At 65.8% G+C, this 21,486-nt stretch carries 18 protein-coding genes; 9 read left to right on the forward strand and 9 right to left on the reverse strand.

The genetic code is table 11. From position 1 onward, the window contains the following. Window positions 1–3 precede the first annotated feature (3 nt). Window positions 4–1,155 (reverse strand): glycosyltransferase family 4 protein, encoded by a 1,152-nt coding sequence (locus AX735_RS16300; protein WP_066282390.1) that lies wholly within the window; start codon window positions 1,153–1,155, stop codon window positions 4–6. A 20-nt stretch (window positions 1,156–1,175) separates the two neighbouring features. Then, window positions 1,176–2,078, reverse strand: coding sequence for an alpha/beta fold hydrolase (locus AX735_RS16305; protein ID WP_066282391.1), 903 nt, complete (start codon window positions 2,076–2,078; stop codon window positions 1,176–1,178). 37 nt (window positions 2,079–2,115) lie between these two features. On the opposite strand from AX735_RS16305, the gene AX735_RS16310 reads away from it, so the two are divergent. After that, window positions 2,116–3,531, forward strand: coding sequence for a protein adenylyltransferase SelO family protein (locus AX735_RS16310; protein ID WP_066282392.1), 1,416 nt, complete (start codon window positions 2,116–2,118; stop codon window positions 3,529–3,531). Between the two features lie 153 nt (window positions 3,532–3,684). On the opposite strand, the gene AX735_RS16315 is transcribed toward AX735_RS16310, so the two are convergent. The 5 genes from AX735_RS16315 to AX735_RS16335 all read right to left on the reverse strand — a co-directional run bounded on the left by AX735_RS16315 (window position 3,685) and on the right by AX735_RS16335 (window position 11,278). Next, window positions 3,685–4,941 carry a DUF445 domain-containing protein gene (locus AX735_RS16315; RefSeq protein ID WP_231750148.1) on the reverse strand — a complete coding sequence of 419 codons (1,257 nt, stop codon included), beginning with the start codon at window positions 4,939–4,941 and terminating at the stop codon, window positions 3,685–3,687. Window positions 4,942–4,958: 17 nt separating this feature from the next. Next, window positions 4,959–8,117 (reverse strand): efflux RND transporter permease subunit, encoded by a 3,159-nt coding sequence (locus tag AX735_RS16320; protein ID WP_066282394.1) that lies wholly within the window; start codon window positions 8,115–8,117, stop codon window positions 4,959–4,961. A 186-nt stretch (window positions 8,118–8,303) separates the two neighbouring features. Further along, window positions 8,304–9,524: an efflux RND transporter periplasmic adaptor subunit gene (locus tag AX735_RS16325; protein ID WP_082751164.1), complete on the reverse strand. Its 1,221-nt coding sequence runs from the start codon at window positions 9,522–9,524 to the stop codon at window positions 8,304–8,306. Window positions 9,525–9,833: 309 nt separating this feature from the next. Further along, on the reverse strand, window positions 9,834–10,103 hold the full coding sequence (locus tag AX735_RS16330) for a GlsB/YeaQ/YmgE family stress response membrane protein (protein ID WP_060978063.1): 270 nt from the start codon (window positions 10,101–10,103) through the stop codon (window positions 9,834–9,836). A gap of 128 nt (window positions 10,104–10,231) precedes the next feature. Further along, the gene (locus tag AX735_RS16335) at window positions 10,232–11,278 is read right to left on the reverse strand and encodes a hypothetical protein (RefSeq protein ID WP_066282396.1); all 1,047 of its coding nucleotides are present in this window, start codon (window positions 11,276–11,278) and stop codon (window positions 10,232–10,234) included. A gap of 99 nt (window positions 11,279–11,377) precedes the next feature. Between AX735_RS16335 and AX735_RS16340 the strand changes: the two genes are divergently transcribed. The 3 genes from AX735_RS16340 to AX735_RS16350 all read left to right on the forward strand — a co-directional run bounded on the left by AX735_RS16340 (window position 11,378) and on the right by AX735_RS16350 (window position 13,704). Then, complete coding sequence (locus AX735_RS16340; RefSeq protein ID WP_231750149.1) at window positions 11,378–12,529, forward strand: aspartyl/asparaginyl beta-hydroxylase domain-containing protein; 1,152 nt, start codon at window positions 11,378–11,380, stop codon at window positions 12,527–12,529. Window positions 12,530–12,701: 172 nt separating this feature from the next. Continuing rightward, entirely contained in the window at window positions 12,702–12,977 is a 276-nt protein-coding gene (locus tag AX735_RS16345; RefSeq protein WP_156447527.1) for a hypothetical protein, read from the forward strand. 52 nt (window positions 12,978–13,029) lie between these two features. Then, the gene (locus tag AX735_RS16350) at window positions 13,030–13,704 is read left to right on the forward strand and encodes a spermine/spermidine synthase domain-containing protein (RefSeq protein ID WP_066282400.1); all 675 of its coding nucleotides are present in this window, start codon (window positions 13,030–13,032) and stop codon (window positions 13,702–13,704) included. Between the two features lie 6 nt (window positions 13,705–13,710). On the opposite strand, the gene AX735_RS16355 is transcribed toward AX735_RS16350, so the two are convergent. After that, a complete protein-coding gene (locus AX735_RS16355) occupies window positions 13,711–14,964 on the reverse strand; it encodes a Coenzyme F420 hydrogenase/dehydrogenase, beta subunit C-terminal domain (protein WP_066282402.1) in 1,254 nt (417 codons plus the stop codon). A 140-nt stretch (window positions 14,965–15,104) separates the two neighbouring features. On the opposite strand from AX735_RS16355, the gene AX735_RS16360 reads away from it, so the two are divergent. Genes AX735_RS16360 through AX735_RS16375 form a run of 4 tightly spaced genes read left to right on the forward strand, consistent with a single transcriptional unit; the run spans window position 15,105 to window position 19,406 of the window. After that, on the forward strand, window positions 15,105–15,440 hold the full coding sequence (locus AX735_RS16360) for an STAS domain-containing protein (protein ID WP_066282419.1): 336 nt from the start codon (window positions 15,105–15,107) through the stop codon (window positions 15,438–15,440). Between the two features lie 46 nt (window positions 15,441–15,486). Continuing rightward, entirely contained in the window at window positions 15,487–16,461 is a 975-nt protein-coding gene (locus AX735_RS16365; protein ID WP_066282405.1) for an MBL fold metallo-hydrolase, read from the forward strand. Continuing rightward, on the forward strand, window positions 16,436–18,514 hold the full coding sequence (locus AX735_RS16370) for a CHASE2 domain-containing protein (RefSeq protein WP_082751165.1): 2,079 nt from the start codon (window positions 16,436–16,438) through the stop codon (window positions 18,512–18,514). The genes AX735_RS16365 and AX735_RS16370 overlap by 26 nt, the downstream gene beginning before the upstream one ends. Before the next feature lie 19 nt (window positions 18,515–18,533). After that, window positions 18,534–19,406 (forward strand): HpcH/HpaI aldolase/citrate lyase family protein, encoded by an 873-nt coding sequence (locus AX735_RS16375; protein WP_066282409.1) that lies wholly within the window; start codon window positions 18,534–18,536, stop codon window positions 19,404–19,406. A 1-nt stretch (window position 19,407) separates the two neighbouring features. On the opposite strand, the gene AX735_RS24470 is transcribed toward AX735_RS16375, so the two are convergent. Next, window positions 19,408–19,572 carry a DUF2256 domain-containing protein gene (locus tag AX735_RS24470; protein WP_082751166.1) on the reverse strand — a complete coding sequence of 55 codons (165 nt, stop codon included), beginning with the start codon at window positions 19,570–19,572 and terminating at the stop codon, window positions 19,408–19,410. Window positions 19,573–19,670: 98 nt separating this feature from the next. On the opposite strand from AX735_RS24470, the gene AX735_RS16380 reads away from it, so the two are divergent. Beyond that, window positions 19,671–21,284: an amidase gene (locus tag AX735_RS16380; protein WP_066282411.1), complete on the forward strand. Its 1,614-nt coding sequence runs from the start codon at window positions 19,671–19,673 to the stop codon at window positions 21,282–21,284. Window positions 21,285–21,486 lie beyond the last annotated feature (202 nt).

The following is a 21,486-nucleotide window of genomic DNA, read 5'->3' on the forward strand; positions in this document are numbered from 1 at the left end:
CTCTCAGCGCCCGAATTCGGGCCTGCCCATCGCGCGGCCGTAAAGCGCGGCATAGCGTTCCAGCATCAGGCGCTCGTCGAACTCGGCCTCGGCCTTCGCGCGATTGGCGTTGCCGAGCGCGGTGCGCAGCGCCGGATCTTCCGCCAGGCGTCGCAGATTGTCGATCAGCCCCGCTTCGCTGCCCGGTTCGCCGAGCAGGATCGCATTGTCGGCCGCGACCATATGCGCGACATCGCCGACCATTGGCGCGGCCACCGGCAGGCCTGCGGCCATCGCCTCCATCACCGAGATCGGTTGCTGCTCGCTGTCCGACGATAGCGCGAAGATATCGAACAGCCCGACATAGCGCGCGGGGTTCTTGAGGAAGCCGGGCATCAGCAGCCGGTCGGCAATACCGAGGCGCGCCGCCTCGGCCTCGATCGCCGCGCGCTCGGGCCCCTCGCCGACGATCACCAGCCGCACCGGCCGATCGAGCGCGGCGACCGCGCGCACCAGCTGCGGCAGGTTCTTGACCGCGCGCAGCCCTGCCAATGTGCCGATGACGATCTCGCCATCGCGGCGCTGAAAGCCGGGGATCGCACCCTTTTGCGGGCGCTTGGCATAAGCGGCGACATCGATTCCGTTGGAGATGCGACGCACCCGGCTGTCGGGCTGCTTCCAGACCTTGAGCGCGATCTGTTCGAGCGTGTGCGAAGGCACGACCAGCGCATCGGTGCGCGCCAAGGCCACCATGCGGAACCAGTTGCGCTTGGCCTTGAGCTTGACCGCCTCGTCCTCGTTGAACCCGTCCTCGTGGTGGATGACCGGCGGCAGCGGCGTGATCGAATTGAAGATCGTGCGCGCCATCACACCGTCCATCGCGCCCCAGTTATAGCTCAGGATCAGGTCGAAATTGGCGAAATAGTCGGCGAACTTGCGGTAGCGCGCGAGGTTCGGCTTGCCTGCCAGCGATGGCGCATTGTTCGGGAAATCGGCGCGGATGCCGGGGGCGATCGCCGCGCGCGCGCCGAGTGCGTCGGGCACGGCGGTCAGGATCGTGTGCTGCGCTGCCTGGCCGAAATGGTTCATCAGGCGCACCGCCCGCGCCTCCTTGCCGCCAAGGTCGAAGGTGCTGTGCAGATGCAGGATGCGCGCGGGCCGCGTGGTCGACTTCATGATTTCAGGGCTATAGCCGCTCAGGCCTGGGTCGCAAGCGCCGCCGCATCGACTTTTGCCAGCATCCGGTCGATCGCCTGCACCACCTCGGGTTCCTCGAGCGAGGGCGCATGGCCCTTGTTCGCGATCGTAAGCAACTCGCCATGCGGCAGCATCGTCAGCATCCGCTTGGCTGTCGCCTCGGCGAACACATCGGACAATGCGCCGCGCACGATCAGCACTTGCGCCGGAGCGAGCCCTGTCAGCGCGGGCCACAGATCGACCCCCGCCTCGCCGCCTGGAACCGCAAAGGGCTCGGCGATCTTCATGTCATAATCGTAGACGATACGACCACCGGGACCGATCTTCATCGTCTTCTTGGCCATGTCGAGCCATTCGCTGACGCCATAGCCGGGAAAGACCGGTCCCTGCCCTTCCGACAACGCCCGAGCGGCGTGCATCCAGGTGGGGAAAGAGCGGCCCTGGCCGACATAATCGCGGATGCGCGCCAGCCCCTCGGCCTCCAGCTGCGGCCCGACATCGTTCAAGAGCGCGCCGACCACCCGGCCCGGCCGGGTCGAGGCGAGCAGCATGGTGATGAGGCCGCCAAGCGAGGTGCCGAAGGCGACAAAGCGCTCGATCGCCTGCTCGCGCAGCAGCGCCTCCATGTCCTGGACATAGGTGAGCGGCACATAGCTCATCGGGTCCTTGGCATAGGCGCTGTCGCCGCGCCCACGCAGATCGACGCAGATCACGCGCCACGCGCCCGCCAGCCGCTCGGCGACCTTCTCGAAATCGCGCGCATTACGGGTCAGGCCTGGAATACAGATGATCGGCGGACGATGCGCATGCTCGGGCGCCGCCGGATAATCGCGGAAATGCAGCCGCAAACCGTCGTTCGACCACCAGAACCCGTCGCTATAGCCCTGACTGTCGCTGGCCATGGTTGCATGCGCTCCCTTCACCCCCCACTATCGCCCGATGACAGCCGATCCGCAAGCCACATCGCCCTATGCGCAAGCCTACCGCGCCGACCCCGCCATCCTGACGATCGCCGATGCCATCGCGCATCCGGTCAAGGCCGCCAATTTCCCGCAAGCCGTGCTCCGCTTCCGCAATGACCGGCACGCCGCGACCGTGGGACTGGAGACGCTCGACGACAAGCGCTGGGTGCATCATTTCGGGCGGTTCAACCCGATGCCGGGCAACCTGCCCCAGCCGCTGGCGCTCGCCTATCACGGGCACCAGTTTCGCGTGTACAATCCGCAGATCGGTGACGGGCGCGGCTTCCTGTTCGCGCAGCTGCGCGACGACAGGGACCGGCTGCTCGACCTCGGCACCAAGGGATCGGGCCAGACGCCGTTCAGCCGGGATGGCGACGGGCGGCTGACGCTCAAGGGCGCGGTGCGCGAGATCCTGGCGACCGAAATGCTTGAGGCGCTGGGGGTCAACACCAGCAAGACCTTCTCGGTCATCGAGACCGGCGAGAGCCTGTGGCGCGGCGACGAGCCATCCCCCACGCGGTCTGCGGTGCTGGTGCGGCTGAGCCACAGCCATATCCGCTTCGGCACCTTCCAGCGCATCGCCTATGAGGATGACGAGGAGAAGATGGCCCATGTCGTTCGCTACGCGCTCGATACGCTTTACGACGGACAGACGAGCGAGAACGAGGCGGCGCTGCTGCTCAATCTCGCGGTCGAACGCATGGCCGATCTGGCGGCGAGCTATATGGTCGCAGGCTTCGTGCATGGCGTGCTCAACACCGACAACATGAACATCACTGGCGAGAGCTTCGATTACGGCCCCTGGCGGTTCGCGCCGAAATGGGAGCCGGGCTTTACCGCCGCCTATTTCGACCATGCGGGCCTGTACGCCTTTGCCCGCCAGCCCGAGGCGATCCACTGGAATCTCGGCCAGCTCGCGGTCGCGCTTCGGTTGATCAGCGAGGCGCCGCCGCTGATCGCCGCGCTCGAACGGTTCGGGCCGCTCTATCAGGAAGCGCTGGCGCGGCGCTTCTGCTGGCGCCTGGGCGTCGTGCCGCAGGGGCTGGAGCACGACCGCGTGCTGGTCGGTGCCGCCGAGGCGCTGATGCTGAAGGGCGGTGTGGGAATCGACGATTTCTTCTTCGCCTGGATGGGCGATGCAACCCCTGCATGCCCCGCAGCACTGATTGGCGAGCCGGGCGAGACCTTGTGGGCGGATTTCGGCGCGGTGAAGGCCGGCTATGCCCCGGCGCGCGATCGCTCGCATAGCTACTGGCACGGCGATGCACCGCAATCGATGCTGATCGACGAGGTGGAAACCATCTGGGCGGCGATCGCCGAGCGCGACGACTGGGGACCGCTGCACGCCAAGGTCGCTGCGGTTCGGGCGATGGGCGAGGCATTGGCAGGCTGAGACGGGATTCTTAGATCGTCATCCTGAACTTGTTTCAGAATCCATCGCGCCCTACAAGCCGAAGCCGCGTGACGAAAGATGGACCCTGAAACGAGCCTGGCCTGAGCGAAGTCGAAGGGTTCAGGGTGACGGGATGAGACTACCGCTGCGCCTTCACCCCAACCACACCGTCGCGGCGTGGATGGTCAGCCCGACCAGTCCGCCGACCAGCGTTCCGTTGATGCGGATGAACTGCAGGTCCTTGCCCACCGCATTCTCGACCCGCCCGGTGATAGTCTGCGCGTCCCAGCGGCGCACCGTTTCCGATACCAGCCGCACGATCTGGTCGCCATAGCGGTTGGCGATGCCGACCAGCGTCCTGCGGGCGAAGCGGTTGATCTGGGTCTGCATGCGCGCATCGTTGATCAGCGATTCGCCGATTTGCTTCAGGCCATCGCCGAATTGGCCCGAAAGCGCATTGTCGGGATCGCGCGCGGCACGGAGCAGTGCGGCGCGGCTGCGCTCCCACAGACCGTCGAGCCAGCGTGCCATTGCCGGGTTGGCCAGCATCTCCGCCTTGATGCCGCGCACCTTGTCCTGCATCTCGGGATCGTGCAGCAGGCGATGGGCGAGCGTCTCGAGCCCTTCTTCGACCTTATGGCGCAGCGGATGGTCGACATCCTCGGCCATGTCGAACAGCAGATTGTGCAAGCCGTCGATAATGCCGGTGGCGAGCCGCTCGTCGAGTCCGGTCCAGCGCATGATCGAATTGGCGCGCGATCGCACCATGTCCTTGAGCAGTTCCTCGTTGGCAAAGAGCGTACGCTGGGTCCATTTGACGATGCCGTCCATCAGCGGCAGGTGGCGGTTGTCGGCGATCGCGGCGCTGAGGATCTGGCCAAGCAGCGGCGCGACATCGAGCTTTTCAAGCTGGACCTTGAGCGCCTCCTTGGCGTTGCCCCCGAGCCGGTCCTGGTCGAGCGATTCGAGCACATCGGCGACCATGTTCGACGCGCCCAGCCGCAGCCGCCCCTCGCCCCCGGTGGGCTGGACGAGGAAGCGCCCCGCCGCGGCGGCGACATTCATGCTGCGCATCCGCCGCGCGACCACCAGTGGCGTCAGGAAGTTGCTGCGCAGGAACTGCGCCATCGTGTCGCCAATGCGGTCCTTGTTGCGCGGGATGATCGCGGTGTGCGGGATCGGCAGGCCAAGCGGATGACGGAACAATGCGGTGACTGCAAACCAGTCGGCCAGCCCGCCCACCATCGCCGCCTCGGCAAAGGCGCGGACATAGCCCCAGCGGTCATCGACATGCCCCTCGGCCCAGTGCGTCGCCAGGAACACGCCCGCCATCACCACCAGCATGCCCGTGGCAATGGCCCGCATGCGCCAGGCCGGATCGGCCTGGCGGGCTGCGGGAGCGGTCTGCATCTTCAGGCCCGGTCCGCTCACTCGGCCGGCTGAACCTCTGGCGTATCGTGGCGGTTATCGCCCGGCTTGTAGGTGAGCAGACGGTTGCGCAGCCACGGACCCACGCGCTTTTCGACGCCATCGGCGAGGCTGAAGCCTGCGGGAACGATCACCAGCGTCAGCAGCGTCGAGACGATCAATCCGCCGATCACCACCGTACCCATCGGGGCACGCCATGCACCGTCGCCCGAGAGCGAGAGCGCGGTCGGGATCATGCCGAACACCATCGCGACCGTTGTCATGATGATAGGCTGCGCACGCTTGTGCCCGGCATCCATAATGGCCTCGTGCTTGGGCACGCCCCGATGCATCTCCTCGATCGCGAAGTCGATCAGCAAGATCGAGTTCTTCGACACGATGCCGAGCAGCATCAGAACCCCGATCAGCACCGGCATCGATACCGGCTGGCCGACGGCCCAGACGAGCAGGATTCCGCCCAGCGGAGCAAGCGCCAGCGAGCCCATGTTGACCAGCGGCGACATCAGCCGCTTGTAGAGCAGCACCAGCACCGCAAAAACGAGCAGCACGCCCGAGACCAGAGCGATGATGAAGTTGAGGATCAGTTCCGCCTGCCATTCCTGCTCGCCAAAGGGCTTGTTGCTCACCCCAGTCGGCAGGTTCTTCATGATCGGCAGGTTGTTGATCTTCTCCATTGCCTGGCTGGTCACCACGCCCTGGGCAAGGTCTGCGCCGACGAACACGCGACGCTCCTGATTGTAGCGCTGGATCGTGGTCGGGCCCGAGCCGAACGAAATATCGGCGACGCGGCTGAGCGGCACCGACCCGCCTGCAGCGGTCTGCACCGGCAGGTTCTGTATGGTCTCGAAATCGTAGCGCGATTCCTTTGGCAGGACGACGCGGATCTGGATCTGACGATCAGACAACGAGAATTTCGCTGCGTTCTGCTCGATCTCGCCCAGTGTCGCAATCCGTATAGCCTGGCTGAGTGCGGCCGTGGTGATGCCCAGCTGCGCGGCCAGGTCGGCGCGCGGCTTCACGATGATTTCCGGTCTGCGCATGTCAGCGTTGACACGAGGTCCGGTTACCTCTTTCAGCCCCTTCATCTGTTCGACCAGCGTAGCCGCCGCGCTATCCAGCTTGTCGGGGTCGGAGCCAGTAAGCATGATCGAGATATCGCGATTGGTGCCGCCACCACCCGATTGCGATGCGAAGGTCACCCGCGCGTCAGGAATGGCCTGAAGCGTCGGGGCCAGATCCCGTTCGAACTCAAACGACTTCTTCTTGCGATCCTTCTTGAGCGTGACGAAGATGGTGCCATTGCCCTCGCGAATGCGGATCAGGGCGCGCTCGACTTCGGGCTGCTTGTACATGATCGCGGCGACCTTGTCGGCCACCACCTCGGTCTGCTCCAGCGTCGTGCCGGGCACCATCTCGATCTGGATGCGGCTGTTATCCTCGTTGATCGTCGGCTGGAACTGAGCCGGCGTGATCATGAAGAGGACAACGGTGAGCACAAAGGCAAGCATGCCGATTCCCATCATCCAGACGCGATGATCAAGGAACAACGCGACCAGCTTGCGGCCAAGGCTGGGATTGGATCCCCGAAAGGCCTTGGCCCGGCTCTGGTCGAGCGAGAAGCCGAGAACCCTCATGTACATGTCCATCAGGCGGCCCTCGCCGTGCGAGGCGTGGCCCTTGGCTTCCAGAAAATAGGCCGCGATCATCGGCGTGATCATGCGCGCGACGGCAAGGCTCATCAGCACCGAAACGACGATGGTGAAGCCGAAATTCTTGAAGAACTGCCCCGAGATGCCAGGCATCAGGCCCACGGGCAGGAACACCGCGACGATGCAGAACGAGGTCGCGACCACCGCTAGGCCGATCTCGTCCGCCGCGTCGATCGATGCCTGATAGGCCGATTTGCCCATGCGCATGTGCCGGACGATATTCTCGATCTCCACGATCGCGTCATCGACGAGCACACCCGCGACCAGGCCGAGCGCGAGCAGCGACAGGAAATTCAGGTTGAAGCCGAGCAGATCCATGAACCAGAATGTTGGGATCGCCGAGAGCGGAATGGCAATCGCCGAAATGATCGTCGCGCGCCAGTCGCGCAGGAAGAAAAACACCACGACCACCGCCAGCACCGCGCCTTCGACCATCGCCGAGATCGAGCTTTCATACTGACCCTCGGTATATTCGACACTGGTGCCGAGCGGGATGAACTCGATTCCCGGGTTCTCTTTCTTGAGGTCGTCCATTGCCTTGAGAGCTTCGTAATAGACGGTCACGTCCGAAGCCCCCTTGGACCGCGTCATGGCAAAATTCACGACCTCCTTGTCGCGCACCTTGCTGATCGAGGTCGGCTCGCCATAGCCGTCGGTCACGGTCGCGATATCGGTGAGCTTGACGGTGCGCCCGTTGCCGAGCGGCACCTGGGTCTGCGACAGGTCGAAAGCGGTATCGGCATTGCCGAGCACGCGGAGCGACTGCTTGGTGCCACCAATATCTGCGCGGCCTCCGGCAGCATCGATATTGATCTGGCGCAGCGCGTTGTTGACCTGCGAGGCCGTAACACCCAGCGACTGCATCTTCTGAGGGTCCAGCACCACACGAATTTCTCGGTTGACCCCGCCAAAGCGGTCGATCTCGGCCATCCCGTCGATCGCGAGCAATCGCTTGGTCACTGTATCATCGACGAACCAGCTCAGCTGCTCGATCGTCATGTCGTCGGCTTCGACCGCATAATAGGCGATTGGCTCGCCGGTTGCGTCGACCTTGGTCACCGATGGCTCCAGAATGCCCTCGGGCAAACTGCCGCGAATCTGGTCGACCGAGTTCTTGACCTCGTTCACCGCTTCGATGACATCCGTGCCGATCTCGAATTCGACAAAGGTGCTCGACGACCCTTCGCTGGCGGTCGAGCTGATATTCTTAACACCATTGATCGACCGAACGGCGGATTCGATGCGCTGGGTGATCTGGTTCTCGATCTCGGTCGGGGCTGCGCCGGGCTGCGAGATGACGACCTGCACCGCCGGGAAGTCAATGTCCGGATTGTTCACCACATCCATGCGCATGAAGCTGAGGATGCCGGCGAACAGCAGACCGGTGAAGAAGACGAGCGGGATGATCGGATTGCGGATCGACCAGGCCGACATGTTCCGGAAGTTCATCGCTTTTTCCTCGTCCCGCCGGGCGCTGCGCCCGGTCCAGCTACGTTATCCCAATACGGCCAGATGCAGGCCCCATGCAACCCGTGCAGCCCGGCAAGAACGCCACCGGGCGGCCCCTCTCGACCAACGCACGCACCCTTTCGACAACCGGCAGCGGCAAGGGCCGCGTGCGCCGTACCCGCCAGGTCAGCCGCGCTTGCCCTGCATCTGCGGGCGCACCGTCTCGCCGGGATTGAGGAAGCCGCCTGCATAGAGCACGACGCGCTCCTTGCCGCTGATGCCCGTCGCGATCGCGATGCCGCGCGGCGTCACGGTGCCGGTGGTCACGTTGCGCCGCTCGACCTTGTTGTCCTTGTTGATGACATAGACATAGCTGCCCTTGTCGTCGCTGAGCACGGCGGACTCAGGCAGCACAGGGGACTGGCTCGATCCGCTGATCACCGCAGCGCTGGCAAAACCGCCCGGACGCAGCGCCTTGTCATAGCCCAGCGCGATGCGGGCAACGCCCTGACGCGAGGTCTCGTTGATGATCGGCGCGACCTGCCAAACCCGGCCGCTGAAGGTCCGGTCGGTGCCGACCGGGCGCACATCGGCGCGCACGCCAACGCTGAGCGCGGCAAGATCGGCCTCGCCCATCTGCGCGCGCAGCTCCATCTCGCCGCCAGCCGCCATGCGGAACAGCACGCCGCTGCCGCCGCCGACCACCTGGCCAGGCTCGACATTGCGCTCGAGCACCAGACCCGATTCGGGCGCGCGGATGCTGAGGCGGCCATTGCGCGCCTGCGCCTCGCGCAGCTGCGCCTTGGCCACCTCGACGCGCGCCACCGCCGCATCGCGCGTCGCGCGGCGACGATCGACATCGGCCTTGGAGATGAATCCGCGATCGACCAGCTGCAGCGCACGGTCGAGCTCATTCTGCGCGAGCACCGCATCGGCCTGGCTCACCTGGATCTGGGCCGCGAGCGAGCGCGCCTGCTGGGTCTGGACGTCCTGATCGATGACCGCGAGCACCTGGCCGGTGCGCACCCAGTCGCCCGGCTGCACCAGCACGCGGATCACCTGGCCGCCTTCGCCCGCGATGCCGATCGGCATTTCGCGCCGTGCAGCCAGCGTTCCGGTGGCATTGATGACGCGCTCGACCGAGCCCGAACCAGGCACGATCACGGTCACTGCCGGGGCCTGCGATTCGCTCTCGCCAGCACCGGCCTTCGCGCCTTCGCCTGCAGCCGTCTCGGGCTTGCCGCCGAAGAAATACACGCCCGCCGCCACCAGCAAGGCGAGGACGACAATGGCAATGATGATGTTGCGACGCCGTCCCGACCGGGCTGCGCCGTCAACCTCCGACCCATAAAGATCTTCGCTGCGTGCGGTGATGGTGTCGCCGCCAAAGCTGCTTTCGTAATTCATTGCCCGATCCGTCCAAACCTCGTGGCTCTCCGCAACAGTCCGCATCGATCGATGCGCGATCGATCTCGCGATCTGCGGAGACCATGCTCCCCGGAAACGCCCATGCGCTCGGGAAACGTCATGGCACTGTGTTATCCAATTAAGTCACCACGCGCAAGCCATAATGCTGCGCTGCACGCGGCGCGCTTTAGAACCTGTCAGGCAGGATGGCAATTGTTGGAGGTTAATGCGCGCAGCAAAAAGGGCACCGGAGCCATGCACCGGTGCCCTTTTCGGATGGAAAAGCCCCGCTTTGCGGGCGGTGTGCCGTTACCGTGCGCGACCGCGCTGCACCAGGTTGACGATCGCCAGCAGGACGACCGCACCCAGGAACGAGGTCAGCAGCGTCAGCGGATCAAAGGCGTCCGCGCGCAGGCTGCCGCCGCCGATCAGTCCGCCGAACAGGAACCGGCCCAGCACCGAACCGATACAGCCGACCACCACGTTCCAGAAAATGCCCATCTGCGCGTCGCGGTTCATCACCTTGCTGGCCAGCCAGCCCATGATGCCGCCCATGATCAGCGCCAGAATCAAACCCATGTCTTCCTCCTGTTTTGTCCCGATGCCGCGGCCCGGGAAAAACGGGGTCGGTCATCCTGGCTGGGTTACGGCAGAGCGACGGAACGGTTCCCCGCCACGACGAACGAAAGCCGCGAACGGGAAGGATTTTACAGGCTGAGCGGATGCGGCAGGTCGAGTGCGATGCCGTTCACCCGGGCCACCTCGAGCGCCCAGACATGCACCTTGTCGATCTCGTCGCCATAGGCGCGGCGGGCAAAATCCTGCTCGGCTGCACGATCTTCGGCGCTGAAAGCCTGGCCGAACTTGGAATGGCTGGTAAGCGCAGGGTTGGCGAGCATCGCCTGTTCCAGTGCGGGTGTCAGCCCCAGACCGAAATGGCGCGCCAGTGCCTTCAGATGGTCGGGCTTGGCAGCCGTCAGCGTTTCGCTGTCGAGCGTCGCGACCCGCTCGGGGCCCAGCGCGCGCGCAATCTGGCCGAACTGGCGATGCTGCACCAGCCAGCCGACTGCGGCGACCTGCAGATCGCTCTGGCGGAAGAAGTCCGCCGGGCCGAAGCCCAAGTCGACCCCGCCTTCGCGCAGCTGCCCCTCGAGCAGCTCGCGCGCCCAGAGGCGGCACCAGAGCCCCTTGCGCGCGACCGAGGCGAGGAACACCGGCAGCGGCGCGTACAGCAGCAGCGCGCGACTTTCCGGCCGCAGCGCCATCACTGCCTGAATCAGCGGGTTGAAGATGTTAGATGGCTTGACCACCACCGCTTCGCCGGGGCCGAACGGGCGCTGCAGCAGCGCCAGCGACACATCGAGCACAGCGGCGACCTGGCGCCGGTCTGCCCCGCGCCAGCGCCAGCCCATCATGTCGTTGCACAGCATCGGCTCGGACAGCCCCATGGCCAGGCCCGGCACGTCGAGCGCGCGCACCAGCATGGTCGATGCGCAGAAAGCGGAGTGGAAGATGAAATGGAGCGGCGCCCGCGGTGCACCGGCCGCGAGCGCCTGCGCGCGCGGTACCGGAACGACCTGCGCGGCCTCGCCGAGATATTCGTCGGTGAGGAAGGTGGCCCGGCGGTGCTGGTCCCGCGCGACATGGCGAAACTGGAACGCGTCCTGCACCGCGTCATAGCGATGCGCATGCCAAAGGGAATCGCGCACCAGAGCGGCCTTGTCGCCGGATAAATCGGGGCCGGTATCGGTCATCGCGGCGATCCTTGCCAATCCCCCGGCAGCGTGGCAAGCAGGACGTGGTCGGGGGACTAGCAACATATGGCAGTAACTGCACAAAATGATCCGGTAGCGTTGAACAGCGCCGGGATGGCGGCTTTGCGCGAGGGGCGCTTTGCCGAAGCTGCACGCGCCTTCGAGGCAGCGACGCGGGCCGATCCGGGCGCCACCGCCTTGTGGCGCAATCTGGCGACGGCCCGGCGCGCACTTGGCGACGACCAGGGCGAACTTGCCGCACTAGACGCCGCACTCGACATCGATCGGCGCGATTTCATGGCATGGCTGCGCAAGGCCGAGGCGCATCAGCGAACCGGCGACGAGGCCAATGCATTGGCAGCCTGGCAGGCTGTGCTTCAGCTTGCCGCGCATCTCGACCCGCTGCCCGAAGCGCTGGTGCCCGTGCTGCAGGTGGGCCGTGATTTCTGCGCCGCCTGCACCAGCCGCATCGAATATCAGGTCATGGACGCGCTGGGCGACTTTCAGGCGCGGATGCCGACCACTGCGGGGCGACGCGCACGCGCCTTTGTCGACGCCGCGATGGGCAAGCGCAAGATCTACACCAACGAATGCAACGGCCTGTGCTATCCTTTCCTGCCCGCGGACGAGTTTTTCGAGGAAGCGCATTTCCCCTGGTTTGCACAGGTCGAGGCCAGGACAGACGCCATTCGCGAGGAGATGCTGGCGCTGCTCGCCGATCCCGGCGATGCGCTGCGCCCCTATGTGCGGATGGAAAAGGGAGCGCCGCAGAGCAAATGGTCACCGCTAGACCAGTCGCTTGCCTGGGGGGCCTGCTTCCTGTGGGAATATGGCAAGCCCAATGCCACCGTGCTGGAGCGCTGCCCGGCCACCGCACAGGCGCTCAGCGGAATCCCGCAGAGCATCATCCCAGGCCGCGCGCCGACCGCCTTTTTCTCGATCCTCAAGCCGCGCACGCGCATTCCGCCGCATACCGGCGTCACCAACACCCGCGCGATCGTCCACCTGCCGCTGATCGTTCCCGATGGTTGCGGCTTTCGGGTGGGTGGCGAAACGCGCGAATGGAAGGTCGGCACGGCCTTTGCGTTTGACGATACCATCGAGCACGAAGCGTGGAACGACAGCGACGAGATGCGCGCCGTCCTGATCTTCGATGTGTGGAACCCGCATCTCACGCCTGAGGAGCAGGAAGTGATCGCAGGCTATTTCGCTGCAGCCGATGCAACCGGTTTCAATACCAATCTGGCTTAACTTTGCTGCGCGCGCACAAATTTGCGGTTTGTTTCAATATCCGTTGATGATACGGTCTGAGCATGCAAGCACACTGGTAGCCTTGCCCTCGGCTGCCTGGAACATCAACCTGCGCTCGCCCCCAGCGGCTTTTGCGCCCATCGACGGATGACACAGCATGAAGAAGACTGCGATGATTCTGGCTGCCGCCGCCTCGTGCATCAGCATGCCGCTCACGGCAGTGAGCGTGTACGCCAAGCAGCCGACGAACAAGGAAGACCCGCAGTCGGATGACAACAAGATCCGTTGTCGCAAGATCGAATCGACCGGTTCGCTGATCAAGAAGAGCAAGGTCTGCAAGACCGTGGCGGAATGGCGCATGATCAGCACGAAGGGCAATCAGAACGTGCGCGACTTGGTCGAATCGGGGCAGATCTGTGCCGGCGGCCCCTGCGCCGGGACCAACTGACACGCCATTCCTTGCCCCTCATTGCTGACCTCGGCGGGTCGGGCCTGACCCGATGATCCCGCGCGAACTCCTCGCCACGGCAGAGGTGCCGGGCGGAGACGAGCCCCTGCGTCTGATCCGCAGGGGCAGCGAATATTCGATCATGCTCGGTGCGAACGAGCTGATGAACAGTCGGCTCAGCGGCTCCGAAGAGGCGATGAGCACGCTCGCCGCCGCACGAATCGCGGGGGTGTCCGCGCCGCGCGTGCTGATCGGCGGGCTGGGCATGGGCTTTACCTTGCGCACCGCCCTGCAGGCCTTCGGCGCCCGCGCATCGATCGAGGTGGCAGAGCTGGTCCCCGAGATCGTCGACTGGGCACGCGGGCCGATGGCGCATCTGCACGCAGGCACGCTCGACGATCCGCGCGTCAGCATTCATGTCGGTGATGTCGGTGGGCTGATCCGCAGCAGCGCCGGGCGCTTCGATGCCATCCTGCTCGATGTCGACAACGGCCCGGACGGGCTTTCGCGCGAGGGCAACGATGCGCTTTATACGGCGCAGGGGTTGCAGCAGGCCCGGGCTGCGCTGGGGCCCGGCGGCGTGCTGGCGGTGTGGTCGAGCGGCCCCGATCCGCGCTTCACCTCAAGGTTGCGCAAGGCCGGCTTTGCGGTGGAGGAGGAGGTTGTCCGGGCGCGGCGAACCGGCGGCGGCGCGCGGCACACGATCTGGCTGGCCCAGCGCCGCTGATCCGGCTTACAGGTCGGGCGTGCGGACCTCGTCGGCGCGCTCTCCGGGGCGCGGCTCCAGTCCGTAGCGCTTGACGAGTTCCCAGACATGGTCGGGGATCATCGATTTCATCCGCGCCGGGGCCGATCGACGCAGGTGCAGCACGGTCTCGATCGCCTTCATCTCGACCCTTGCACGCGCGAATTCCGCGCCGCGCGGCCCGATGCGCGGCATCAGCCAGCCGAAGATTCCTCGCAGCACCTTGGGCATGCGGCGCAGCGGCAGGCCGCCCGCGGCGCGCTCGGTATTCGCCAGAAAGCCCTTGACCGGGCCGGCGCGATTGCCCGCGCTGGTAACGTCGCGGGTGCGCAGCTCCTGCCCCAGCAGCTCGACCAGCTCCTCGCCGCGCTCGTTGCGCACCACCAGCCACTGCTTGCCGCCGCCGGCCATATAGCCGATGGTGATATCGGCCAGGACGTTGGTATAGTCGACACAGGTGCGGCAGGTCAGCGGGAAGAAGTCCGAGGGCAGATCGGCAATCGGCAGTTGCAGGAAGGGAACCTCGCGCACGCTACCATCATCGAAGCGCAGCTCGACATGATAGTCGGAGCGGAATTCGAGATAGCAGATGCTGTCCGGCGCGTCCGACAGCAGCTTGAGGAACAGGTGGAAATTCTCGGTCGTGGTGTTGTCGGCGCACGGTGTTCCGATGACGTAGATGCGCTCGAAACCCAGTTCGGCCTCGAGCGCGCGCAGCGCGTGCACCTGGCAGGGAATGCCGATCAGCGCGATCCGCTTGTGCCCGGCCGCTCTCGCCGGTTCGAGCAGCGCCAGCAGCGGCGCATAGCCCATGCGCATCCCGCGCACCCCGGCCATGTCTTCTGCCCGCGTGATCAGGACCGGATTGGGCCGCCAGCGATCTTCGGGATGCGGCCCGATCGCCAGCACGGCATCGACCGCACCGGTTTCCAGCAACCGCTCGCCGAGCCGCGAAACGATTCCGGTCCATTGCGCGCCGGGCGACGGGGTGATCAGCTCGCCTGCGACCATGCGGCGGAAGGGGCCGAAGAACAGTTCGTCCGGCCGTTCAGGATCGCGCGTGCGGCCATGGACCTGGCGCTCGAGCGTTTCGTAGTCCGGCTTGAGAAACTGGCACACCCGGCCGCAGGCCTTGGGATCGCTGCTGCGCGAAATGCCGCAATCCGTGCACAGACGGCGCGGGGCCGCAAGCGCGAATCCCTCCAGTTCGGCAAAGCGTATGTCGGTTTCCCCCTGGGCCATTGCGTGCCGTCTTACCCCCCTTTTGGCCATCACGACACAATTTTCCCGTTATTGTACAGGCTGTAACGGCTACATTCGGGGCAACTTCCCACAAGGTGAATTTGCCGCTAAGTTCAGCCCCCATGCGAAAGGCGGAAAACATGCAGTGGTCCAGTAGCGAACAGCAGGGATGCGTGATTGCCAGCCCCGATGGCCGTGTCGATGAGGCAACCGCCGAGGCGTTTACCGAACATCTGGCCGCCAGCGTGACCATGGCCGCCGATTCGCCGGGCAAGAAGCTGATCGTCGATTTTGCCGGGCTCGATTACATGTCGTCGCGCGGCCTGCGCGCACTGACGCTCGCCAAGCGCCAGGCAGATGCGGCCGGTGTTGCGATGGCGCTGGCGCGTCCCAACGAGGTAATGCGCGAAATTCTGGCAATCAGCCGGTACGACAAGCTGTTCCCAGTCTCGGACAGCATCGAGGCCGCAATCTAGCACGCTGGCGACACGGGGACGCCGCGCAACAATCAGGGGGGATGCGATGCTGGTCCGTTTCTGGGGAACACGGGGGTCCTTGCCCGTTGCTGCCACCGCATCGATCGTACAGGACAAGGTCGCACACGCGCTGCTTGCCGCATCGGGCCGCAGCTTTGCCGATATCGAGGAAGCGCGCAGCTTTGCGCGTAGCGAACTGGATTTCGCCGTCAGTGGGACCTTTGGCGGGGCCACGACCTGCGTCGAGATCGAGGCCGGGGATCCGGCGAACGGCGATGCCTTCATCCTGTGCGACATGGGCAGCGGGCTGCGGGGCTTCGGTCTTGATGCGATGCGTCGCTGCGCTGCGGGTCACGCAAGGGTCTATCACTTCTTCATGTCGCACCTGCACTGGGACCATATCATGGGCTTCCCGTTCTTCGTGCCAGCCTTCGACCCCAATGCGCATATCGTCATCCATTCCGGGCACGAGGATGCCGAAGAGGCGCTGCGCCGCCAGCAGGAGGAAATCTCCTTCCCGGTAAAATTCGACTGGCTGCGCGCGAAGATCGAGTTCCGCACGCTCAAGGTGGGCGAGACCTATCAGATCGGCGCGGTGCAGGTGGAGCTGATGGAACAGCACCATTCGCACAGCAGCTTCGGTTATCGCTTCACCGATGCCGAGGGCAAGGTGGCGGTCTTCAGCACCGACAGCGAACACAAGCTCGACCGGATGGAAGGCGAGGCCGATGTCGAACAGTTCTTCCGTGCGGCGGACCTGGTCATCTGCGACACGATGTATTCGCTCGCCGACAGCGTTTCGATGAAGGAGGACTGGGGCCATTCCAGCAACATCGTCGCGATCGACCTGTGTCATGGCGCGCGGGCGAAGCGGCTGGCGCTGTTCCACCACGAACCGGTCTATTCGGACGCCGATATCGCGCGCATGCACGCCGAAAGCGTGCGCTACGAGGAGCTGACCCGCGAGCACGATCCGCTGGAGGTGCTGTGCGCCTATGATGGCCTCGAAGTCTCGCTCTAGCGCCGTTCGGATCAGCAGTCCGCCGCGCGGCCTGTGGCGGGCGGCGCTCATCGGATTCACGCTTGCTGCCCTGCTCAGCCTCGCGCTGGGCACGCGCGAGCAGAATATCGTGTTCGATGGCTGGCAGCGCATCGCCCCACGCGACCTTTCCGAAAGCCAGGTCCGCATCGTCGCGATCGGCGATGAAAGCCTGGAGGTGATCGGCAGCTGGCCCTGGCCGCGCCGGGTGCTCGCGACCATGACCCAGCGCATTGCCGAGGGCGGCGCAGCGGCGATCGGTTTCGACATCCTGTTCGTCGAGCCCGACGCGGTCAGTCCGACACGCTTTTCGCGGCTCTATGCGCCCGACGACCCGGCGATCCAGGCATGGCTTGATCAGCTCGGCAGCATGGACAGCGATTTTGCCGATGCGATCAGCACCGCGCCGGTCGTGCTTGGCCGTGCTGGCGTCAAGCTGCGCGGGGCGGACCCTGCCAGCCTCACCCAATGGGCGACGATAGACGGGACCCCGCCCCCTGCCCTCGCCCGCTACCCGCTCGTGCAGAGCAATCTCAAGGAGCTGGAGGCCCGGGCGCCCGGCTTCGGCTTGCTCAACGGGGCGCCCGATGGCGATGGCGTGGTGCGCAGCGTGCCGCTGGTCATGAAGACCGGCGAGGCTCTGGTGCCCGGGCTGGCGCTCGAGATGATGCGTGTCGCGATCGAGCAGCGCACCGGCACCGATCCCGAGATCGAGCTCAGCCCCGACAGCGTCACCATCGGACAGCGCCGCATCCCGGTGAACGATCAGGGGCGGATGCGGCTGCATTTCGCCGAAATCCCGGAGGCCCATGTCTATTCGGCGATCGAGATCATGTCGCAGGAGTTCGACCTCTCGCAGCTCAAGGACAAGATCGTCCTCGTTTCGCTGACCGCAGAGGGCACGCAGGATATCGTCGCGACGCCCCTGGGCTCCGAAATGTTCGGCGTGCTGATCCAGGCGCAGGCCGCCGACACGATCAACCGGGGCGGCTGGCTCGATCGCCCCTGGACCATGCCGGCAGCCGAATGGGCCGTCGGCGGGCTGCTCGCCATCGTCCTGCTGCTGCTCGCCACCGGCCAGGCACCGGCGCGCAGCCGCTGGCTGGTGCTCTCGGGCGCGGCGGCAAGCCTGCCGCTGGCGAGCTGGCTGCTGTTCCGCTTCGGCGACCTGCTGTTCGATCCGATCCGCCCGGTGCTGCTCGGCAGCGGTAGCGCGCTCGCGGTATTCGCCGCGCTGTTCAACGAGGCCCGGCGCGAGCGCGCGGCGCTGCGCGATGCGCAGAACCGCAGCGAGGGCGAACTTGGTGCGGCCCGCTCGATCCAGCTGGGCATGCTGCCCGATCGCACCGCATTGGCAAGGCTCGACCCGCGCATCGATATCGCCGCGCAGCTCGAAGCCGCCAAGTCGGTCGGCGGCGATTTCTACGACATCATCCGGCTGGACAAGGACCGCATCGTCATCCTGATCGCCGATGTCACCGGCAAGGGCGTGCCCGCCGCGCTGTTCATGGCCTTGTCCAAGGCGCTCTCGCGCAGCGTGATGCTGCGCGCGCCGGGCGGGCTCGCCGATGCCGCCGCGCAGCTCAACGAGGAGCTGATGCGCGACAGCGGCGATGCGCTCGGCCTCACCATGCTGCTGGGCATCATCGACCTTTCGACAGGGCGCGCCGAATTCGTCAATGCGGGCCATGACAATCCGCTGCGCATCACCACCGACGGGCAGGTTATTGAGGAAGCGATGGAGGGCGGCCCGCCCTTCTGCATCATGGATTATCCCTGGCCCGCCGAGGAAATCGTGCTCCAGCCCGGCGAGGCGCTGGTGCTGATCACCGATGGCGTGACCGAGGCGCAGAACCGGCAGGATCAGCTGTTCGGCAACGATCGCACCCGCGCCGCATTGGTCGCCGACCAGAGCAGCGCCGCGGCGATGGTCGCCAGCCTGTGCGGCGCCGTGCGCAGCTTCGAGGACGGCGCGGATGCGAGCGACGACCTGACCGTTGTTGCCTTCCGCTATCTGGGTGCTAATCCCGCCTGATCACCGGCAGGAGGCCCCGATGTCCGATATTGCACGTCCCCGGCGCAGCGCGCTGTACATGCCCGCATCGAACCCGCGGGCGCTCGCCAAGGCGCGCAGCCTGCCCGCCGATGTCATCATCCTCGACCTCGAGGACGCGGTTGCGCCCGAGGCAAAGGAGGACGCGCGGACGGCAGCGATTGCCACGGCGGCAGAGGGCGGGTTCGGTCATCGCGAATTGGTCATCCGCATCAACGCGCTCGACACGCCCTGGGGGCAGGATGACCTTGCCGCAGTGGCGAAGGCAGAGGTGGACGGCGTGCTGATTCCCAAGGTGATGCGCCCCGCCGACATAACCGCGTGCAACGCCGCGCTCGCCGAGGCACCCTCGCGGCTCAAGCTCTGGGCGATGATCGAGACCTGCGCGGTGGTGCCGCATCTCGATGCGCTCGCGGCTTTGGGCGGCTCCACGCGGCTGTCGACCTTCGTGATGGGGGTGAACGATCTCGCCAAGGAAATGCGCGCGCGGCTGACGCCTGAACGCACGCCGTTCCTGCCGATCCTGACGCTCGCTGTCGCCGCTGCGCGCGCGCATGGCGTCGCCGTGCTCGACGGGGTGTGCAACGAGTTTCGCGACCTGGCTGTGTTCGAGGCCGAGGCGCACCAGGGGCTGCTGTTCGGCTTCGACGGCAAGACGCTGATCCATCCCGACCAGGTCGCGCCGTGCAATGCGGTCTTCTCGCCCAGCGAGGACGAACTGGCCTGGGCGCAGGCCGTCATCGCCGCGTTCGCCTTGCCCGAGAACGCCGGCAAGGGCGCGATCCGGGTCGAGGGGAAAATGGCCGAGCTGCTCCATCTGGAACAGGCGCGGCAGCTGGTGGCTATCGCGGAGCGGATCGCAGCGTCGGCGTGACTCAGCCCGCCCGGTTCTTGCGCCGGAGGTCACCCTTACAGCGTTCGGAACAGGTTTTCACATTGTCCCAGTCGCGCGCCCATTTCTTGCGCCAGGCAAAGGGCCGCCCGCAGGCCTCGCAGGTCTTTTCGGGCAGGGTCGACTTGGTATAGCGCTTGTCCGGCATGGCGGCGATATGGGCGCAGCGCCTCTCCCCCGCCAGAGCCGCGCGCAAATTTGTCGGCGCGCTCTTGCCCGCCCGAACGCCCGCGCTATCGTGGGCGCATGCGCACCCTCGCCCTGGCACTTGCCCTTCTCGCCCCGCTGGCCCTCGCCCCCGCTCCGCTGCACGCGCAGACAGAAGCGTCGCTTCCCGATGTCGAGGAAAAGTCGATCCCCGAACTATCGGCGATGCTCGCTTCGGGCAAGGTCACCAGCGAGCAGCTGGTCAACGCCTATATCAACCGGATCGGGCGGATCGACGAGGATTCGAGCATCCAGCTCAACAGCGTCATCGCGCTGATGCCCGATGCGCTGACCGAAGCGCGGACACTCGATGCCGAGCGCAAGGCGGGCAAGCTGCGCGGGCCGCTGCACGGCATCCCGATCCTGATCAAGGACAATATCGAGGCGAAGGGCCGCATCCCCACCACGGCAGGGTCGACCGCATTGCTCGCCAATGTCACCGACCGCGACGCGCCGCTGGTTGCCCGGCTGCGCGCGGCGGGCGCGATCATCCTGGGCAAGACCAACCTGTCGCAATGGGCGAACATCCGTTCGAACGATTCGGTCAGCGGCTGGTCGAGCGTCGGCGGGCTGGTGAAGAACCCCTATGCGCTCGACCGCAACACCTGCGGCTCGTCCTCGGGCAGCGGCGCGGCAGCGGCGGCGAGCCTCGCGGCCGCGACGATCGGAACCGAGACCGACGGGTCGATCATCTGCCCGTCGTCGATCAACGGGCTCGTCGGGTTCAAGCCGACGCTCGGCCTTGTCTCGCGCACGCATGTGATCCCGATCAGCCATAGCCAGGATACCGCAGGGCCCATGGCGCGCAGCGTCACCGATGCGGCGCTGCTGCTCACCGCGCTGGCGGGCAGCGATCCGGCAGACCCGGCGACGGCGGAGGCGGACAAGCGCAAGACCGATTATGCCGCAGGGCTCTCGCCGGATTACTTGAAGGGCGTGCGCATCGGCGTGCTGATCGACCGGCGCGGCGGCAACGCGCGCGTGCAGGCGGCGTTTGCGCAGGCGCTCGAGAAGCTGAAGGCCGCAGGCGCCGAGCTGGTCGAGATCGCGGACAGCCGCACCGGGCTCGAGGGGCTGGGCGAGGCCGAGTTCAAGGTGCTGATGGTCGAGCTGAAGGCGGACCTCAACGCCTATCTCGCCACCACGCCTCCGCAAGTCACCGCGCGCACGCTCAAGGACGTGATCGCTTTCAACACCGCGAACGCCGAGACCGAGCTCGCCTGGTTCGACCAGTCGCTGTTCGATCTGGCCGAGAGCCAGAAGGGTCTCGACGATCCCGAGTACAGGGAGGCGCTGGCCAAGTCGAAGCGCCTCGCAGGGGCGGAAGGCATCGACAAGCTGCTCAAGACGCACAATGTCCGCTTCCTAGTCGGCCCCAGCACCGCTCCCGCCTGGGTCAGCGACCTAGTCAATGGCGATCACAGCATCGGCCCCAGCCAGAGCCAGTTGCCCGCCGTGGCCGGCTATCCGCACATCACCGTGCCGATGGGTCTGGTCGCCGGGCTGCCCGTCGGCCTGTCGATCATCGGCAGCCAGTGGCAGGACCATGAGGTGATCAAGGCCGGCTACGCCTTCGAACAGGCGAGCAAGGCGCGGTTTGCGCCGACTTATGCCGCCAGCGCCGATGCGAAGGCGGACCCGATGGGGCGGTAAGCCTCAGGACACCAGCAAGCGCCGATTGTGCCGCTGCATTTCGTGATGTCCAACATGCGGGGTCATGATGCGGGACAGGCCTGCCATGCGAGCAGCTTATCCGCCGTTGCACCCTGGGAGCATTTAGTATCGTGTCCCCGGAATTCGGCGCGCATGGATGCGTCCGGCATAGGCGCGGTTCACCCTCGACAACGCAGCGCGC

It is taken from the genome of Blastomonas sp. CCH1-A6 (assembly GCF_001556365.1).
Lineage (GTDB): Bacteria > Pseudomonadota > Alphaproteobacteria > Sphingomonadales > Sphingomonadaceae > Blastomonas > Blastomonas ursincola.

What these genes read in the sequence shown, in the direction of transcription:
- AX735_RS24470 (WP_082751166.1), bottom strand. Translation starts at nt 19,572, where the DNA reads ATGCCGGACAAGCGCTATACCAAGTCGACCCTGCCCGAAAAGACCTGC.
- AX735_RS16305 (WP_066282391.1), bottom strand. Translation starts at nt 2,078, where the DNA reads ATGGCCAGCGACAGTCAGGGCTATAGCGACGGGTTCTGGTGGTCGAAC.
- AX735_RS16380 (WP_066282411.1), top strand. Translation starts at nt 19,671, where the DNA reads ATGCGCACCCTCGCCCTGGCACTTGCCCTTCTCGCCCCGCTGGCCCTC.
- AX735_RS16350 (WP_066282400.1), top strand. Translation starts at nt 13,030, where the DNA reads ATGATCCCGCGCGAACTCCTCGCCACGGCAGAGGTGCCGGGCGGAGAC.
- AX735_RS16355 (WP_066282402.1), bottom strand. Translation starts at nt 14,964, where the DNA reads ATGGCCCAGGGGGAAACCGACATACGCTTTGCCGAACTGGAGGGATTC.
- AX735_RS16365 (WP_066282405.1), top strand. Translation starts at nt 15,487, where the DNA reads ATGCTGGTCCGTTTCTGGGGAACACGGGGGTCCTTGCCCGTTGCTGCC.
- AX735_RS16320 (WP_066282394.1), bottom strand. Translation starts at nt 8,117, where the DNA reads ATGAACTTCCGGAACATGTCGGCCTGGTCGATCCGCAATCCGATCATC.
- AX735_RS16325 (WP_082751164.1), bottom strand. Translation starts at nt 9,524, where the DNA reads ATGAATTACGAAAGCAGCTTTGGCGGCGACACCATCACCGCACGCAGC.
- AX735_RS16375 (WP_066282409.1), top strand. Translation starts at nt 18,534, where the DNA reads ATGTCCGATATTGCACGTCCCCGGCGCAGCGCGCTGTACATGCCCGCA.
- AX735_RS16330 (WP_060978063.1), bottom strand. Translation starts at nt 10,103, where the DNA reads ATGGGTTTGATTCTGGCGCTGATCATGGGCGGCATCATGGGCTGGCTG.
- AX735_RS16315 (WP_231750148.1), bottom strand. Translation starts at nt 4,941, where the DNA reads ATGCAGACCGCTCCCGCAGCCCGCCAGGCCGATCCGGCCTGGCGCATG.
- AX735_RS16370 (WP_082751165.1), top strand. Translation starts at nt 16,436, where the DNA reads ATGATGGCCTCGAAGTCTCGCTCTAGCGCCGTTCGGATCAGCAGTCCG.
- AX735_RS16335 (WP_066282396.1), bottom strand. Translation starts at nt 11,278, where the DNA reads ATGACCGATACCGGCCCCGATTTATCCGGCGACAAGGCCGCTCTGGTG.
- AX735_RS16345 (WP_156447527.1), top strand. Translation starts at nt 12,702, where the DNA reads ATGATTCTGGCTGCCGCCGCCTCGTGCATCAGCATGCCGCTCACGGCA.
- AX735_RS16300 (WP_066282390.1), bottom strand. Translation starts at nt 1,155, where the DNA reads ATGAAGTCGACCACGCGGCCCGCGCGCATCCTGCATCTGCACAGCACC.
- AX735_RS16360 (WP_066282419.1), top strand. Translation starts at nt 15,105, where the DNA reads ATGCAGTGGTCCAGTAGCGAACAGCAGGGATGCGTGATTGCCAGCCCC.
- AX735_RS16310 (WP_066282392.1), top strand. Translation starts at nt 2,116, where the DNA reads ATGACAGCCGATCCGCAAGCCACATCGCCCTATGCGCAAGCCTACCGC.